At 43.8% G+C, this 17,680-nt stretch carries 15 protein-coding genes, 1 tRNA gene and 1 pseudogene; 13 read left to right on the top strand and 4 right to left on the bottom strand.

What is annotated here, in order from left to right; genetic code table 11:
* Nucleotides 1-121 precede the first annotated feature (121 nt).
* The gene (locus QTA56_RS10285) at nucleotides 122-772 is read left to right on the top strand and encodes a response regulator (RefSeq protein WP_004678977.1); all 651 of its coding nucleotides are present in this window, start codon (nucleotides 122-124) and stop codon (nucleotides 770-772) included.
* A gap of 119 nt (nucleotides 773-891) precedes the next feature.
* Here the strand turns inward: QTA56_RS10285 and omp33-36 are convergent, their stop codons facing one another.
* Nucleotides 892-1,761, bottom strand: a complete 870-nt coding sequence (gene omp33-36 / locus QTA56_RS10280) for a porin Omp33-36 (RefSeq protein ID WP_267980857.1) — start codon at nucleotides 1,759-1,761, stop codon at nucleotides 892-894.
* Nucleotides 1,762-2,841: 1,080 nt separating this feature from the next.
* On the opposite strand from omp33-36, the gene QTA56_RS10275 reads away from it, so the two are divergent.
* The 3 genes from QTA56_RS10275 to QTA56_RS18315 all read left to right on the top strand — a co-directional run bounded on the left by QTA56_RS10275 (nucleotide 2,842) and on the right by QTA56_RS18315 (nucleotide 5,372).
* The gene (locus tag QTA56_RS10275) at nucleotides 2,842-4,560 is read left to right on the top strand and encodes a GGDEF domain-containing protein (protein ID WP_267980856.1); all 1,719 of its coding nucleotides are present in this window, start codon (nucleotides 2,842-2,844) and stop codon (nucleotides 4,558-4,560) included.
* Nucleotides 4,561-4,664: 104 nt separating this feature from the next.
* Nucleotides 4,665-5,033 carry a hypothetical protein gene (locus QTA56_RS18320; RefSeq protein ID WP_411956096.1) on the top strand — a complete coding sequence of 123 codons (369 nt, stop codon included), beginning with the start codon at nucleotides 4,665-4,667 and terminating at the stop codon, nucleotides 5,031-5,033.
* A 51-nt stretch (nucleotides 5,034-5,084) separates the two neighbouring features.
* A complete protein-coding gene (locus tag QTA56_RS18315; protein ID WP_411956095.1) occupies nucleotides 5,085-5,372 on the top strand; it encodes a hypothetical protein in 288 nt (95 codons plus the stop codon).
* Here the strand turns inward: QTA56_RS18315 and uvrA are convergent.
* The gene (gene uvrA, locus QTA56_RS10265) at nucleotides 5,352-8,183 is read right to left on the bottom strand and encodes an excinuclease ABC subunit UvrA (RefSeq protein ID WP_267980855.1); all 2,832 of its coding nucleotides are present in this window, start codon (nucleotides 8,181-8,183) and stop codon (nucleotides 5,352-5,354) included. The two genes, QTA56_RS18315 and uvrA, sit on opposite strands and share 21 nt — an antisense overlap.
* Before the next feature lie 211 nt (nucleotides 8,184-8,394).
* Between uvrA and QTA56_RS10260 the strand changes: the two genes are divergently transcribed.
* Together QTA56_RS10260 and QTA56_RS10255 are read left to right on the top strand one after the other, a co-directional pair.
* Nucleotides 8,395-8,967, top strand: coding sequence for a DUF2939 domain-containing protein (locus tag QTA56_RS10260; RefSeq protein ID WP_267980854.1), 573 nt, complete (start codon nucleotides 8,395-8,397; stop codon nucleotides 8,965-8,967).
* A gap of 54 nt (nucleotides 8,968-9,021) precedes the next feature.
* The gene (locus QTA56_RS10255; protein WP_267980853.1) at nucleotides 9,022-9,375 is read left to right on the top strand and encodes a DUF1304 domain-containing protein; all 354 of its coding nucleotides are present in this window, start codon (nucleotides 9,022-9,024) and stop codon (nucleotides 9,373-9,375) included.
* 145 nt (nucleotides 9,376-9,520) lie between these two features.
* Here the strand turns inward: QTA56_RS10255 and tenA are convergent, their stop codons facing one another.
* Complete coding sequence (gene tenA, locus QTA56_RS10250; RefSeq protein ID WP_267980852.1) at nucleotides 9,521-10,195, bottom strand: thiaminase II; 675 nt, start codon at nucleotides 10,193-10,195, stop codon at nucleotides 9,521-9,523.
* A 175-nt stretch (nucleotides 10,196-10,370) separates the two neighbouring features.
* Here tenA and QTA56_RS10245 point away from each other — a divergent pair, with 175 nt between their 5' ends.
* From QTA56_RS10245 to QTA56_RS10220, 6 genes are all read left to right on the top strand, one after another.
* The gene (locus tag QTA56_RS10245) at nucleotides 10,371-11,453 is read left to right on the top strand and encodes a DUF475 domain-containing protein (RefSeq protein ID WP_267980851.1); all 1,083 of its coding nucleotides are present in this window, start codon (nucleotides 10,371-10,373) and stop codon (nucleotides 11,451-11,453) included.
* A 152-nt stretch (nucleotides 11,454-11,605) separates the two neighbouring features.
* Entirely contained in the window at nucleotides 11,606-12,967 is a 1,362-nt protein-coding gene (locus QTA56_RS10240) for an MFS transporter (RefSeq protein ID WP_267980850.1), read from the top strand.
* A gap of 51 nt (nucleotides 12,968-13,018) precedes the next feature.
* Nucleotides 13,019-13,615, top strand: a complete 597-nt coding sequence (ssb, locus tag QTA56_RS10235) for a single-stranded DNA-binding protein (protein WP_267980849.1) — start codon at nucleotides 13,019-13,021, stop codon at nucleotides 13,613-13,615.
* A gap of 197 nt (nucleotides 13,616-13,812) precedes the next feature.
* Entirely contained in the window at nucleotides 13,813-14,679 is an 867-nt protein-coding gene (locus tag QTA56_RS10230; protein ID WP_267980848.1) for a pirin family protein, read from the top strand.
* 429 nt (nucleotides 14,680-15,108) lie between these two features.
* Complete coding sequence (locus QTA56_RS10225; protein WP_267980847.1) at nucleotides 15,109-16,407, top strand: FAD-dependent oxidoreductase; 1,299 nt, start codon at nucleotides 15,109-15,111, stop codon at nucleotides 16,405-16,407.
* A 2-nt stretch (nucleotides 16,408-16,409) separates the two neighbouring features.
* Nucleotides 16,410-17,237: an SAM-dependent methyltransferase gene (locus QTA56_RS10220; RefSeq protein WP_267980846.1), complete on the top strand. Its 828-nt coding sequence runs from the start codon at nucleotides 16,410-16,412 to the stop codon at nucleotides 17,235-17,237.
* A 51-nt stretch (nucleotides 17,238-17,288) separates the two neighbouring features.
* Here QTA56_RS10220 and QTA56_RS10215 read toward each other — a convergent pair.
* A tRNA-Thr gene (locus QTA56_RS10215) sits at nucleotides 17,289-17,364 on the bottom strand.
* An 87-nt stretch (nucleotides 17,365-17,451) separates the two neighbouring features.
* On the opposite strand from QTA56_RS10215, the pseudogene QTA56_RS10210 reads away from it, so the two are divergent.
* Nucleotides 17,452-17,601, top strand: a pseudogene (locus QTA56_RS10210) (helix-turn-helix transcriptional regulator); the annotation flags it as partial.
* Nucleotides 17,602-17,680 lie beyond the last annotated feature (79 nt).

Here is a 17,680-nt window from a genome sequence, read left to right as displayed (position 1 = left end):
TGGAAAAGGAAATAAATCAGGTCTTGTGCTTGACCTGCGGTTTATTTAAAAATAGGCTAGGATAGATTGAATTTGAATAAACACAGTACATTGACGTACTTACAGATTGCGTAAAGCGCTTATGAATATTTTAATTGTAGATGATCATCCCTTATTTAGACATGCGTTGATTCAAGCGGTTCGTTATAGCCTGCCACAGGCACAGATTCAGGAAACGGCCGATGTTGACGAATTCTATGCGCGTCTGGAGCATGGGGCGGAACCCGATCTGGTGTTGCTGGACCTGAATCTACCAGGTGCCTCTGGATTTTCTGCGCTGGTATATGTACGGGCACAGTATCCAGCGATTCCAATCATTATTGTTTCTGCCCATGAGGAGGTGTCGATTATCCAGCGGGCAATTGCACATGGAGCAATGGGATACATTCCAAAATCCTCACACCCCAGCCATATTGGCGAGGCCATTAAGCAGGTGCTGGAGGGTGAGATTTGGCTGCCACCGAATTTACCGACTCATGCTGGATTTGACCCAAGGGCTGCGGATGAAACCGCACTGGCAGAGCGTTTACAGTCACTAACCCCGCAGCAGTTCCGCGTATTGATGATGGTGGCTGAGGGGTTGCTGAATAAACAGATTGCCTATGACCTGGAAGTGTCCGAGGCAACCATCAAGGCGCATGTAACCGCCATTTTCCGTAAACTTGGTGTACAAAACCGTACTCAGGCAGTGCTGGCAATCAGTGCCTTAAATATCGAAGACAAGAAGATGTAGTCGAGTGCAGGTGAGAACTGAATTACTTTTCCAATTTCTCCCTAAAATAAAAAAACCAGTTCAAAATGAACTGGTTTTTTATGATCAATCAGTGTTCTGGATAGAACTACAATTCAATCTTAGAAACGTAACTTCGCATTTACGCCAACAGTTTGCATATCTGCGTCAGAACCTACAGCATTTGCATTTACATAGCTTGCACCAACCGCAATTGCTGGAGTGATGAAGTAGTTTACATTCACACCCCAAGCTGAGTCTGGTGAACCAGCAAAGCTAGATTCAGCATAAGAAACGCCAGCACTAAGTTGTGAGTTTAGGTACAAATCAGTTTTTAACTCGTACGCAGTGTCTTGACCGTAAACGATACCTGTTTCGAAACCAATTGACATTGGAGTACCTGTGATTGCACCAACGTATTTAGTACGTGCAGTGATCGCATCCTGGTCATCGGCAATCGTTGCTGTCTCACCAACTGCTTTGGCAAAACCACTGTTTAGGATTGTGAACGTATCTAAAGATGTTTGTTCAACAACGTTGGTATAACCTACAGCCACAAGGAAATTTGGTGCGATAACAGAACCAAACTCAACTGCCCAGCGTTGACCACGGTCATCAGAAAGACCATATTTACCGTCATTGTCAGTTGCGCTGTAGCTTAAGCTTGCATATGCAGGCATATATGGAGTTGGCAGGTAAGCTTCCGCCTTAATACCCACGTTTTGGGATTTAACGTCGTCAAGGTTTGCAAAGTTATATCCAACAGCAACATTTGAAGCCTGGTTAAGGAAAGCAGCTTCTGCCAAAGGACCTTTAGATGCATCTACATTATTGAAATAGTAGGTTGCCTGTCCACCCACAGTAAAGTTGTTATAATCTCTGTTTTCATCATTTGAATCTAGGGCTTCAGACTGACCTTGAATTTCGAATTGGTAAGCGTGAGCACCGGTCATGGCTAATACTAAAGCAGTGGCTAAACCGAGTTTTTTCATACGAATTTCCAGCATTAATAAAAAAAAGATATACATCTAAAAACAGGATTCATTGTATTGTAACAAAATATGAAGTCAATGTAATAAATGGGTTACTCCGATAAACGAACAATCAAGGGCTAAGGATCGTTTAAAAAATAGACAAATGTATTTTATTTTGTCAACCTGACACGAAATATATAACTAACAATTAGATAGATGAAATTTTCATCTTTGAAATCGCTGTAATATAATGGTCATAATTCCATATTTTAATTGATTTATTCGATAGTATTGATCGTTTTTTACATTTAATGTGGGCAGAAAAATTACATAATTAAGCTTAAAAAGTGTGAATAAAATCTACTTTTCCTGTGTTTATGCGGTTTGTTTTTTATAATTTAAGCGGATTATCTGGATAAGATAGATAAAACCAGGTTAACAAAAGGCTGGATTTTTTAAAAAGGATTAACAAAAACGATGAAAAATGTAAATCTGATCTATTTAATCAACTTTACTTTTTGAGATGTGGTTCACATAATAGTGAGCAAGAGGTGTGGTATTTGCATTTTACCTCATAACATTTTCTCAAGTATTCGATGTGTCATACATCATTGTTTAGTAGCTCGGCTTTCCCCAAGGCTGAGCTTTTTTTTGCCTATTGTTTTAGTCATTCAATATGCAATTAAATGAGAGATAAAAGACAGGGATTCGAACAGGTTCATGCCCCAAGATTCTTTTTTATGATCTGGGAGAATCACGTATGGGCTGCTGAAAGAAGCATAATTTTCCCATAAAAAAAGACCCAACCTTAATTTGAAAGATTGGGTATTAGAAAAGGATGTTTCAATAGAGGGGAGAAAACATCCTTGAGGGTTTACGGATCAAAGGGATTCTCTGGAATTAGTTAAATTATTGCCTGTTTCAGCAGATATGTGAAATTGGTAATTTTCATCTTATGGATTTAGTTTCCCGATGAATTGGCATTTTACTTCCACTAAAGAAGCACCTAAATCATGACAGTACAAATTAAAATTCAGGTAGAATCATTGTCTGTTTAAAAAACATTCGAAATATTCCTGAGAAGCGTAAGGTGTATGCATGGAACGTAAGTTAAAGAATGAAAAATTACGTTCAGAGCAAATCAGCCTGCGCCTTTTTGCCTGTATGGTCGTGATTATCTTATCGATCCTCTATATTTCCATTCCGCTTATTATCCATAGTGATCAAGAATATATTAAGACCCAACAGGTACTGACTGAAATGACCAGTTTGCGTGCCTTGGTGAAAACCGCCAACAAAATTTCCAGGGAACGTGCCCCCAGCAACAAGCTGATGTCGAGCCAGCCAGATGAACTGGAAAACAACAGGAAAGAATTACAGGCATTCAGGCGGGTGGTGGATGCGCAAATCAATGAAACCATCCTCACACTACAAAAAAATGGCTTTGATTCAATCGCGCTACAATTGAGGGCGGATTTAAAACCAAAACTGGCACAGGGACGTAAAAAGGTCGATGCCTATGCCGAAATTCCACCTGATCAACGTACTTCTGCCCAGCTTGACCATGCGATTGTGTCAATGTTTAAGGTTTGGGATAGCAACCGTAAATTGCTCAATGTGTTAATGACCCAGTCGAAAACCAAAGATAGCAAGATGTCGAATTATTTTATTTCGATTCTCGTATTAACCGACATGCGTGATCAGGCAGGGCGGGTTGCTTCGAACATTATGGCACCTGTCACCTTTGGCGAGAAAATTTCTGACGAGAATCGGGCACGTTCACTACAAACCCAGCATCAGGCACAATATCTTTGGACAATGGTGGATGCCATTCAGCCACAAAATGCAAAAACCTCTGAATATCAATATTTATATCGACGTGTAAAAACTGAGTTTCTTGATCAGGGTCTGCCTCTCATCGCGAAACTGCTGGATGAAAGCAAGAATAATGAAGCCTACTTCTTAACGGGAACGCAACTGACGGAACGTATTGTTGATAAATTCATCACGGTGATGGACTTGCAAAATTATATTCTGGACTACAGCATTGAAGTTGCCACTGAACAGCATAAAAGGGCCAGACATCAACTGATCTTTACCCTGTGTATTTCCAGTCTTTGCCTGTTGATCGCGATTTTCACCATGATTTATGCAAGGCAAAGGGTTTTCAGCCCACTGATCAGGGCCAGAGACATGATTCTAGGCTTATCAAATATGCCTGATGAGCAGCAGCCGAGCAAACCTCAGCAAGAGTTTGTTTCCCTGTTTGAGGCGATAGGTAAGTTAAGAGATATGCTGCAACAGCGTGACATGATGGAATTGCAGCTTAAACAGATTGCGAATTCCGATGTTTTAACAGGTGTGTCCAACCGTTTGGCCCTGGATGAATATATTGGTGTCTTGGAATCACAGCCTGAGACTTTGTCGCAAACCTGTGTGATTGTGGTGGATATTGATAATTTTAAATTCGTAAATGACCAGTATGGACATATTGTCGGTGATCAGGTGATTGTCATGATTGCGGATCAGTTAAAGCAGCATGTACGTTCATCTGACCTGATTGTGCGTTATGGGGGTGATGAGTTTTTGGTGGTGATTGAAAATATCCAAATGGATGTGGCAAAGGCGATTGCTGAGAGTATTCGTTTGGGTATTTCAAAAGAGGGTATCGTAATTTCGAGTGTGGATGAGCTGATTTATGTTTCGGTCAGTATTGGCGTGGCGATTGGAGCAGGGAGTTGGCTGGAGCTTTTGGAAAAAGCCGATCAGTCGATGTTAAGGGCCAAAGCCAAAGGAAAAAATGTGGTGGAGGGGTAAAGTGGGTTTAATAATATGATTTTTATCGTTATTCTAAATAAGTCAGCGAATTTAAATCTGCTGTTGTTAGCATGCAAGATAATTAAAAAAATTGAGTTTTGCCTGTGCTGCCGAAAGACCAAGAAAAATTGTGTAAGATAATTTATTCACCCGACCATCATAAAGATTGGCAGAAGATAGCTCGATCCTCTAAACAATATGATGCTAATGATATTGCCCAAAATGCTTTTCTATTTGTTATAGACAAGTGGATGGATGAATTTGATTTATGCAATCCTAAACATTGGGTTGAACTAAAACAAAAGATGTGGAGTCTTTATGGTCATGGCGTTGATCGTGTGCTGAAAAAAGCATTGAGTATGGATCAAACTTCTCGAAATGATCCAGACGAGGCAATTAATCCAATTCTTTTGGGTATATCATCTCCAACATCAACTGAGTCATTACAGGGTATGATTGATGTCGAGGAATAGCAAATATTACGAAAGAAGCAAGTAAAGCAGATTCAAGAAAATAGTTTTTCGATGGCTTTAGCCTATGTTCAGCTATTTGAAAGTCTAAAACCTAAATTACTCAAATATACCTATTTAAATATCGCTGATTATATGAAAATGTCTTATTCATGGTTAAGGCAATGTTTAAAGCGTGCTGAGAAACTCCAGCAAACTCAGCATTCCTTGTTTGATAATATTGAGTATGCACCAGCTCAACATTTAGGGAGTTGGCGTAAATTCAAGCTAGAGAGACAAAATCAACCTAAATTTACGCCAGTATTTAAGAACCAGTTAAATTTATTTCAACATCGGCTTTAAGAAACGTCCAGTATGTGAAATCTCAACCTCAGCAACTTGCTCAGGTGTACCCTCGGCAATGATCTGACCACCACCAGAACCCCCTTCAGGGCCAAGGTCAATCACCCAGTCAGCTGTCTTGATCACATCCAGATTATGCTCAATCACCACAATCGTATTGCCCTTGTTGCGAAGCTCATGCAGGATATCCAGCAACTTGGCAATATCATGGAAATGCAGGCCTGTGGTCGGTTCATCCAGAATATACAGGGTTTTACCTGTATCCCGTTTTGCCAGTTCACGTGCCAGCTTCACCCGTTGCGCTTCACCCCCTGAAAGTGTGGTCGCTGCCTGACCCAGACGGATATAACCCAGACCTACCTGCATCAGGGTTTCCAGACGACGGTGAATCACGGGAATCGCGCTAAAGAATTCGGCTGCATCTTCCACTGTCATTTCCAAAACATCGGAAATGTTTTTGCCTTTATAACCCACTTCCAGCGTTTCGCGGTTGTAACGCTTGCCATGACAGGCATCACACGGCACATACATATCAGGCAGAAAGTGCATCGCCACCTTGATCATGCCATCGCCCTCACAGGCCTCGCAACGCCCACCTTTCACATTAAATGAGAAACGACCTGCGCTATAACCACGTGCCTTGGCTTCAGGGGTTTGCGCAAACAATTCACGGATTGGGGTGAATAAACCTGTATAGGTCGCAGGATTCGAACGTGGCGTACGTCCGATCGGGCTTTGGTCAATATCCACCACTTTATCGAGATGCTGTAAGCCGTCGATTGAATCAAATTTTTCCGCAGTGAGTGTGGTTGCGCCATTAAGCTGGGTGGCTGCCAAAGGCAACAGAGTACGGTTAATCAGGGTCGATTTACCAGAACCTGACACGCCCGTTACACAGGTCATAATACCCAATGGAATGGTTAGATCGACATTTTGCAGGTTATGTCCACTCGCACCAGACAGCTTGATCACTTCATTTGGACGAGGCGACTGGGTACGTTGTTTTGGCACTTCAATTTTTAACTTACCTGAGAGGTATTGACCTGTGAGTGAGTCGGCGTGATTGGCCAGTTCCTCATAGGTTCCTTCGGCAATGATGGCACCGCCATGAATCCCTGCACCTGGGCCAATATCAATAATATGGTCAGCAGCCCGAATGGCATCTTCATCGTGCTCGACCACCAGTACGGTATTGCCCAGATCACGCAGGCGAATCAGGGTTTGCAATAGGCGATCATTATCACGTTGATGCAAACCAATGGACGGTTCGTCCAGTACATACATCACGCCCATTAGACCTGCACCAATCTGTGAGGCTAGACGAATACGCTGCGCCTCACCACCTGACAGGGTTTCAGCCGAACGTGCGAGACTTAAGTAATTCAGGCCAACACTGACCAAGAAGTGTAAACGCTCACGAATCTCCTTAAAGATTTTATCAGCGATTTCACCTTTGGCACCCTCAAGATTCAGGTCCTGATAGTAGTTTTCTGCATCGCCAATCGACATCTTGGTGATTTGTGCAATGGTTTTATCCTTGACTCGAACATGGCGTGAAATTTCATTCAGACGTGAACCACCACAGGCGTCACAGGCGGCATTGGAAAGATATTGCGCCAGATCATCACGAACGTAGTTTGACTCAGTTTCACGGTAACGACGTTCCAGATGTGGCAGGATTCCTTCAAACGGTTGCACACGGGTGTGCTTACGACCACGTTCATCAATATAACTCAGGTCGATTTTCTCTTTGCCTGTGCCTTGCAGGAATTTTTTCTGGGTGTCCTTATCCAGCTTATTCCACTGCTCATCCAGACTAATGCCAAAGTGATCAGCGACTTTTTGCAGCATGGTGTAGTAATAAGGACGCTGACGATCCCAACCACGAATTGCACCCTGACTGATGGAAAGCTCAGTGTTTGGAATCAGCTTTTCTGCACTGAAATGGCTACGGGTACCTAGGCCATCACAGACAGGGCAGGCACCAAATGGATTGTTGAATGAGAACAAACGTGGTTCAAGTTCAGCCACCGCACGGTCACACTCAGGACAGGAGTGCTTTGCAGAGAAAACCCGTTCAGGATGTTCGCCATTCATCCACGATAAAACCGCAATATCACCGCCTAAACGTAGAGCGGTTTCAAAAGATTCTGCAATACGGTTGCCAAGGTCATCCCGTACCTTAAAGCGGTCCACCACCACTTCAATGCTATGTTTTTTCTTTTTGTCCAGTTCAGGCGGGGTATCAATATCAATGATTTCACCATCAACACGGGCACGGACAAAGCCCTGACCCTGTAACTGTTCAAACAGGTTGCTGTATTCACCCTTGCGCTCACGCACCACAGGTGCAAGCAGCATCAGTGCGGTGCCTTCGGGCAGTACCTTGACGGCATCGACCATTTCAGAAATGGTCTGCGCTACCATCGGCAGGTCATGTTCAGGACAATACGGAGTACCGACACGTGCGTACAGCAAGCGTAAATAGTCATAGATTTCGGTAATGGTTCCCACCGTCGAACGTGGGTTGTGGCTGGTCGACTTTTGCTCAATTGCAATCGCAGGGGATAAGCCCTCAATTGAATCGACCTCGGGTTTTTCCATTTGCGAAAGGAACTGGCGTGCATAGGCCGAAAGTGACTCGACATAGCGGCGCTGGCCTTCGGCATACAGGGTATCAAAGGCGAGCGATGATTTACCTGAGCCAGAAAGTCCCGTAATCACCACAAATTTGTCACGTGGTATATCGAGTGACACATTCTTTAAGTTATGGGTACGTGCGCCTCGAATACGGATATGACTTTGACTCATAAATACATCTCGAAATTGTGCGAATAAAACGTGTATATAATAGCGATTTAAAATTGTTCAAGCTGTAACAAAACGATTTTAAACGTCAGATTGTGTCGGATTAATGATTTCAAATATGTTTTTAACATGAAATTCTAATGTGACCCAAAGACTTATCCCTGAGATTTACAGACCATCCATTCAAAAATAAATTCCTAAAACCGAGGGCATCATGTCAAAAAAACTGCAAGTTTCGATTGTTGCGATTATTCTGCTGGCTTTCGTTTATGTGTATGCATCTCCCTATCTGGTGATTGACCAAATCCGTCAGGCATTGAAGAATGAGGACAGTGCAGCATTGGCAGCTTATGTTGATTTTCCCAGTGTTCGACAGGGAATCAAGGATCAGTTGAATACTGAACTCGTAAAGAAATTTCCAGAACATGCACAGGCATCCGAGGGTGGCTTTGCCGCTTTCGGTGCGCTGCTGGCTTCTTCGATGATTGATAAAATGGTGGATGTGATGGTCAGTCCCCAAGGCGTTGCCATGCTTTTACAGGGAAAAAAGCTAAAAGAAAGTTTGCCATTTCAAGCCCAGCTTGAACAGTCCGAACAACAGCAAACACAGGCAGGAGAGCAGGCAAAGGAAAAGCTGTCTTATCATGGTAAATATCAGTCATTCAATCGTTTTGTGGTAGAAATCCGTCATCCACAAAAGCAGCCTCCAATTAATGTCATTTTGCAAAGACAAGGCTTGAGCTGGAAAGTCACACAAATCGTATTGCCAATTGAGCAATTGAAATAGATCAGTGCTACATTAAAATCAATTGTGTAAAGTGCAAAACAAGGAACAAATAAAATGTTGGGAACAATTTTAATTGCGTTGATTGCTATATTGCATGTTTATATTTTAGTGCTGGAAATGTTTTTATGGGATAAACCCTATGGTTTAAGGGCTTTCGGCAATACACCAGAGAAAGCTCAACTGACCAAGGTTCTGGCACAAAATCAGGGCCTGTATAATGGCTTTCTGGCAGCAGGTTTGTTCTGGTCGTTATTGGCACCCGCAGGCTTTGCGGTTGCAATTGCCAATTTCTTTTTAGGCTGTGTGTTGGTTGCAGGCATCTATGGTGGACTGACCGCCAGTAAAAAAATTATTTATATTCAGGCTGTACCTGCATTGATCACCTTAATTGTTATCAATCTTTTTTGATAATGCTCAACAATAAAAGTATTTATTCAACTTTATTTATGCTTTAATGCGCTCAGTTTGAGATGAGCCTCATACAGTATATCGGACAATACGATATACGACTAAGCCCCTGAATAGGGGCTTTTTTATGTCTGTATCAATTGTTTTAGGCGTGGTCCAACCCCAACCACTCTCTTTGCTGATAGGCACTGTCCCAGAAGAGCCATTCCAGTTTTGCACCCATGCTATAGGCTGCATGCATTTTTGCCAAAGTATCCGCATCACAGCGTGCGGCCACTTTATCAACCGTTGCAATCACGTTGCGTACCGCGGTATGAAATTCCTCACCTGAATAGGTATCCACCCATGCCTGATAGGGATTATTTTCCACAGACTGGCTGACAATATCGTTGCCAACCTCTGCATAAATCCAGAAACACGGTAACAGGGCGGCTAAAACCACAGGGTAGCTTTCCGACCAGGCCATTGCGGTCAGGAACGATGTGTAATGATGACAGGCAAGGGTTAAGGGCGTGCTTTCAAACTCGGTTTTAGTAATACCAAACGCCTGCATGAAATCCTTATGTAGACTTCGCTCCACAATAATCGCAATTTTGGCGGCCTCAGAAAACTGGATCACGTCATCTGCGTCAAAGGCCTTTGCTGCCGCAACAGCCAGTGCGCGGCCATAAGCCAGTAAGTAATGTGCATCCTGAATGACATAATGGCAAAATGCCTTACTGTCTAGTGTGCCAGCGGCAAGCTCCTGATTAAAAGGTAGGGCCAATATTTTTTGATATAAATCGAGATTACGTTGCCAAACATCTTGAGAAAACGTCATAAACTGAACCTGTAAACTTGTTATTCCATCAATAATGGCAAAACTATAGCAGAGTCTGGTTTTCGCCAATGCATTTCCCAAAAATAAGTGCAACAATCTTCACAATTTTTAGCTCAAAATTCGCCTACAATAGGCACATTTTTAAATCCTGACGATTTCGTATAAAAGGCTGCTCATGAAGCATTTTCGTTTCTCAATTTTCTTTACGGTAGTGTGTCTGGCACTATCCGCCTACTGGGGTTATACGCATGGTCCCGAAGCAGGTGTGGCAACCATGTTCAAGGCGCTTACCATTAGTGCAATCCTGGCGGTGATGGAAGTCTCCCTATCGTTTGACAACGCGGTTGTGAACGCGTCGGTATTACGTGGTTGGGATCATTTCTGGAAAATGATTTTCTTGACGGTAGGTATCCTGATCGCGGTATTTGGGATGCGTCTGGTTTTCCCTGTGGTGATTGTGGCCGTGACTGCCGATATGGGCATGGTCGAAGTGGCTAAACTGGCACTGAATGATCCAAAAACCTATTCAGAACGCTTAATGGCGCATCATGCCGAGATTTCTGCCTTTGGCGGGACTTTCCTGTTGATGGTGTTCCTGAATTTCTTCTTTGATGATGGCAAGGAAACCCACTGGTTCAGGTGGCTGGAGGCTAGGTTGGCGCATCTGGCCAGTGTGCCTGCAATGTCGGTTTTCCTGGCACTCATCGCAATGCTGATCATGGCGGCGAATGTGGATGAGGCTGCGCGTCTGGCGGTGACGATGGCGGGTATCTGGGGCATTGTGGTGTATATTGGCGTGCAGGTGCTGAGCCATTTACTGGGCGGTGAACCTGAAATTGATGAGAATGGCAATGCGGTGACGCATGATTCAAGTGGGGCGGCTTCAGGTATGGTTAAGGCGGGTTTCGGTGGATTCCTGTACCTTGAGGTGCTGGATGCATCGTTTAGCTTTGATGGTGTGATTGGGGCGTTTGCCATCACCAGTGATGTGGTGATCATCATGCTGGGTCTTGCGATTGGTGCAATCTTTGTCCGTTCGATGACAATCTATCTGGTGGAGAAAGGAACGCTGGATGCCTATATCTTCCTTGAACATGGCGCACACTACGCGATTGGCGCACTGGCATTTATCATGATTGCCAGCGGTACAGGGTTGCATGTACCAGAAGTGGTTACAGGCCTGATCGGGGTCGCCTTTATTGTTTGGGCGGTACTTGCCTCGATCCAGTACAGTAAGCGGGAACAGCAGGCCTCTTAAGCTCATTTTCAGCTTGATCATGTATTTTATAAGGGAGCAGCATTTGCTCCCTTATTTTTTCTCCCAAAGATTATGTTTTTCATAATCTATTTATAACCTTTGTAGGCGAATGGCTTATAATTCGCTGAGCCAGTTACAGTGTCTTATCAACAATGAATGCTTTAGAACGCCGTTCAACCTTTGCCTTAAGTAGCATTTTTGCCTTACGCATGTTGGGCCTGTTCATGATTATTCCTGTGTTTTCGGTTGCAGGGCAGTCCTACCAGTATGCAACGCCAGCCCTGATTGGTTTGGCTGTCGGGGTGTATGGCCTAACCCAGGCAATCCTGCAAATCCCATTCAGCCTGTTGGCAGACCGCTTTAGCCGAAAACCCCTGGTTGTTTTGGGCCTGTTGCTGTTTGCATTGGGCGGGGCAATTGCTGGTCTGTCGGACACGATTTATGGGGTGATTATTGGACGGGCGATTGCGGGCGCGGGTGCAGTGTCAGCGGTGGTGATGGCATTGCTGGCCGATGTCACCCGTGAGGAGCAGCGAACCAAGGCAATGGCTGTGATGGGCATGAGCATTGGTTTGTCCTTTGTGGTGGCATTCAGTTTGGGACCTTGGCTGACCAGTATTGTAGGTATTTCAGGATTGTTTTTCGTCACCACACTGATGGGGCTGGCGGCAATCCTGATGTTGTTACTGGTTCCGAAAGTGACCCGACATCATCGAAACTTCCAGCAGGGCTATCTGAATCAGCTGAAACAGGTGATGCAGATGGGAGACCTGAACCGTTTGCATGTATCGGTTTTTGCCCTGCACCTGTTGCTAACAGCCATGTTTATCTATGTGCCATCACAGTTGATTGAATATGCGCAGATTCCACTTGCCAAACATGGTCTGGTTTATTTGCCACTATTGGTGATTAGCCTGTTTTTTGCCTTTCCAAGCATCATCATTGCGGAAAAATACCGCAAGATGCGGGGCATTTTCCTGTCTGCAATTGCGGGGATTATTGGTGGTTTGCTGATCCTGATCTTCGGTTATGAATCCAAATATGTACTGCTGGCTGGGCTGGGCATTTTCTTTATTGCGTTCAACGTGATGGAGGCCTTGCTGCCATCCTGGTTGTCCAAGGCCGCGCCCCTCCAGTCCAAAGCCACCGCAATGGGAGTAAACGCCAGTAGCCAGTTTTTGGGCGCATTCTTTGGCGGTACGCTGGGTGGACAGCTTTTGATGTTACAGAATACTGCGCTCGGGTGGAGTGTGCTGGCGGGGATTGCTATACTATGGTTGCTGATTAGTTTTGGGCTGGCGCAGCCAAGATATTTATCCTCGATTGTATTGCCCCTGCCTCAGGCGGTACAAACAGATGAATGGACTTCAAAACTATTGGCAATTCGTGGTATTGAAGAAGTGGTGGTGATGCCCGAACAGCAGGTTGCCTATATTAAGGTCGATAAGCAGTGTATTGATGATGCTGGGCGACAAGATTTAACGCACTTGTTGGGCAAAGAGGTAGCCATTTAAGCATAACTCTTATAAAGTAAAACATAGAAATACATAGGATGAATACAGCTAATGCGTGGTGTGAATAAAGTTATTTTAGTCGGTACTTTAGGTAAAGATCCAGAAACTAAAACCTTTCCAAATGGTGGATCATTAACCCAGTTTTCGATTGCAACAAGCGAGTCGTGGGTAGATAAGAATACGGGTGAACGTAAGGAACAAACGGAATGGCATCGTATTGTGTTGCACAACCGTCTGGGTGAAATTGCACAACAATACCTGCGTAAAGGTTCAAAAGTCTATATTGAAGGTTCATTGCGTACACGCCAGTGGACAGACCAGAATGGTCAGGAACGCTACAGCACCGAAATCCGTGGTGACCAAATGCAGATGCTTGATTCACGCCAGCAAGGTGAACAGGGCTTTGCAGGTGGCAATGACTTCAATCAGCCACGATTTAACAACAATAACAATCAGGGTGGCGGTTACCAGAATACGGGCTTTAACAATAACCAGAATGGTTATGGTCAAGGCGGTGGCTTTTCTGGTGGAAATCAGGGCAATTATGCAGGCAGTCCACAGGCAGGCAATGGTTTTAATACACCAAAAGCAGCACCACAACCTGCGGCGGCTGCTCCTGCGGATTTAGATGATGATTTACCGTTTTGACACCTACTAGAGACCATGTTTTGTAAAGTTTATAAAATTATTCTTTATTAGCAGTTAGTTACAAAAGAAATTTACAGATACTAGAAATGGTTCTGTACATAGGATCATGTGTTGTATTTCCATAGCTATAAGCCCGATCTTGCAAGGCGTAAAATCAATACCAAGACCAGAACTTCTAAACGAATAGGAGTACACAGATGAAAAAGATTGTTGGTATCTATGAAAATAAGCACATGCATTGGGTGGGTGATGGCTTCCCAGTCTACAACCTGTTTTCCTATGATCGCCTAGGGCAAAGCATCAGCCCTTTCCTATTGCTGGATTATGCGGCGCCTTACCGTTTTGACCCAACAACTGAGCAATATGGTGTTGGTTCACACCCGCATCGTGGCTTTGAGACAGTAACGATTGCCTATCAGGGTGAGGTCACGCATAAAGACTCCAGTGGCGGCGGTGGAACCATTAAGGCAGGTGATGTGCAGTGGATGACGGCAGGTGCAGGTGTGTTGCATCAGGAATTCCATTCTCCTGAATTTGCCGAACATGGTGGTTTGTTTGAGATGGTTCAGTTGTGGGTGAATCTGCCCGCACATTCGAAAATGACCCCAGCAAAATATCAGGCCATTGAGGCCGACCAGATTCAAAGTATTGCACTGGATGATGCAGGCAGTAGCTTGCGGGTGATTGCAGGGCAGTATCAGGATGTTGCAGGGGCTGCAAGTACATTCAGCCCAGTTAATGTCTGGGATGGCATTGTAGTTGCGGGGCAGGCACATGACTTTTACGTGACTGAGGGCCACACCACACTGTTTGTACTGCTGTCTGGAAAAGTACTGTTTAATGACACCCAAACGGTTGAGGGGCCAAGTATCGTGGTACTAAGCCGTGATGGAATTGGCTTTAACATTCAGGCACAGCAGGACAGCAAGTTCCTGATTCTGACAGGCCAGCCACTGAATGAACCCATCGAGGGCTATGGACCATTTGTAATGAACAGCAAGGCTGAAATAGTCGAGGCGGTTCGTGATTTTAACAGTGGTCGCTTCGGTATTATGGAAAGTTAACTCATCAAAATCAGGTGATTATATAAGAAAGCCCATCACTCCATTCGAGTGATGGGCTTTCGCTATAAGGTTCTCTATTGATTTTTTTAATATTGGGTCACTTATTCTTGTACAGTTTATTATGTGACTCTGTTCTCATTATTGTTTAATCAGAATAGCGCTAAATTTATACTTTGCAAAGCCCCTAAAGTGCAAAAAATGGATAAATAAAGAACGATCTGTATGTTTTTGTGGATTTTGATCTAATAAAGTTTTATTTTTCATTTATTTAGCGTGTAAAATCAATTTGTGTCAAAATGTAAGCATAACTGACAAACAATTGGTCGACAAAATTCTGGCTGAAATGCTGAATCTGGTATTTTTTAATACGGCGTTTGAGCCGATGATCAGTCATAATCAAGAAAAATCATCAACTGATGGGACATAATTTTGGATATTGCAATTATTGGCAGTGGAATGGCAGGACTTGCTGCCGCCAGAATCCTACAGGATGCTGGACATCAGGTGACTATCTTTGAGGCCCTCTCTGGTCGGGGTATGGATAGTCACAGTATCGATTTTGATGGAGGCCTGATTGACGCGCCATTACGGGTGATGAATCCGAAACTTTGGAAAAACACGCTCAGTCTGGCAACCTATTTAGGCATAGAAACCTTTCCAGTACGAACCTTTATGGCCTGTAGCTGGCTGTTTGAAGATAAAACCGATACATGGTTGACCACCTCGCGTAGCCGTATTGGCAATTTTCCGATTATCAATAACCGCAAGGGTATCCAGCAGTATGGCTGGCGTCTGGTCAAGGGCATGCTGCAACTCAAGACAGCCATCACCCAGTTCTTCAAGTCGGACAATCAGGACATCACCCTGGCCGAGTTCATGAATCAGTACCATATTGAGGAAGTGTTCTGGCATGGTACGGTAATGCCCGTGCTTTATACAATTTGCACCTGTCATCCCAAAACCATTGGTGAATGGCCTGCCAAACCTTTACTAGAGTTTATTCGCCAGCTCACTGAGGGTGAGGCGCTGTTGCGTATGAAAGGGGGCACACCTGCATTGGTGGATCGCCTAATTGCGGGAATCAGCATTTATAGTGGTTCAGCTGTTCATAAAGTTGAAGAGCAGGGAGACAAGGTACGGGTTGAAAACACGCTTGGCGAAAGCCAGTCATTTGATCGTGTGGTGATTGCCACCCCAACGCCTGCCATTGAGGGTTTCCTCAAGCAGCCACAATTTGCTGAAGACATTGCCCTGTTAAAACAGTTTAGGTTTGAACAGGGTGATTTGGTGATTCACACTGACCCGATTGTCATGCCCCAGCGCCGTAAGGATTGGGCAGTACTCAGTTATATGATGGACCGAAAGTTTACACGCCAGCAATTTACGGTATGGATTAATTCCATTGAACCAAGTCTGGTTGGTAAAAATGCGGTTTTCCAGACATGGTGTCCTGTGATTGAAATTGATCCTAAGAAAATTATTTCCAAAGTCAAACTGACCCGCGCGGTGGTGGATTCTGAAACTGTGGCATTGAACAAAAAAATTCAGCAACGTCACCTACAGTTGAACCGTAAGGTGTTTTACTGTGGCTCATGGTCATGTGATGGCCTGCCAATTTTAGAGTCCGCCGTGACCTCTGCCATGCATATTGCCGAAATCCTGGGTGCGCCATTACCTTTTGTTGGGCTTAAACCCAAAGTCAAGGTGGCACCTGAACTCGGCTATTAAATATGGCGACTTTCAGACAAGCATTGATCAAAAAAGTCATTGGGCATAAATATGCGATTGATGCCAAACGGCTGGGTGATGATTCATTGCTTGCCTGGAGCAATCTGGGGTATTGGCAAAGCCAACAGCATAACTATCCACTGGCATGTCAAAGCTTGGCTGATCAGATCGCGGCATCTGTTCAGCTCAAGTCAACAGATCGTGTTTTAGACCTGGGTTGTGGGCAAGGTGCCAGTTTATTGCACTGGCTTAATCATTATCATATTGAACAATTGAGTGCAGTTGAATTACAGAAAGATTGCATTCAACGAATTCAAAAGGAATTGCCACAGGTGGAAAGCATCTGTGGTTCTTTTTTGAATTTAAGGTCGCTGCATTTTTTAAATTCATTTGATGTGGTCGTATGTGTTGATGCTGCGTATCACAGTGAATTGAATTTATTTCTGGATTCAGTTTCTTTTGTTTTGAATTCAAAAGGGCGAATTGCCTTTCATTATTTGATGTGGTCGGATGATTGGCAACATTGTTCCTATCTACACAAGCAGCAATATCGCTATCTGTTAAAAGGTGCTGATGTGAGGTGGCAGCATTTGATGGATGAACAACAGCTTTCTCAAACACTGGTAAAGCATGGTTTTAAGGATATTGTCATTCAGGATTTTTCAGAGCCTGTTTTGAAAGGTTTTGCCCAATATATTGAGAGGCGACCAGCAAGGACTAGGACTTTTGATTTTGCCCAACTCAAAATAGCGATGACGGCCAAGCTGTGTCGAAAACTCTATCAAGATGGTCTGGTACGTTATGTTCAGGTGAGTGCAGTTAAAAACTAGGTAATAAAAAAAGGCTTAAACCTTAAAAGTTTAAGCCTTTTTTGAATTTGATGGTGCCGGCACACGGATTCGAACTGTGGACCTACTGATTACAAGTCAGTTGCTCTACCAACTGAGCTATGCCGGCAACGTGGCGTGAATTTTACAGATTCTGTTGAAAAAAACAAGTGAAAAAATAAACAAATGAATTTGGCGATTTAATGGCTTTTAATCGGCCAAAACCTATAGGATGAACAATAAGGAGTCAAAGTATTATGATCCTACATTTCCTCAACCAATACGACTAAGTGAATCGCGTATTGGTTGGTCAGCTTGGGAAATCCATCAGTGGATTGAGAGTAAGCTTGAAAGTCGAGAAGAATAATAGTGGGAGCTTTTGCTCCCTTATTTTTTTGTTTTTGGTTAGACTACGATTAGTCATTATAAATTTTTGAAATTAAGAG

This window comes from Acinetobacter thutiue (assembly GCF_030385805.1).
GTDB lineage: Bacteria > Pseudomonadota > Gammaproteobacteria > Pseudomonadales > Moraxellaceae > Acinetobacter > Acinetobacter corruptisaponis.
This window is presented reverse-complemented; position numbering and strand designations above follow the sequence as displayed.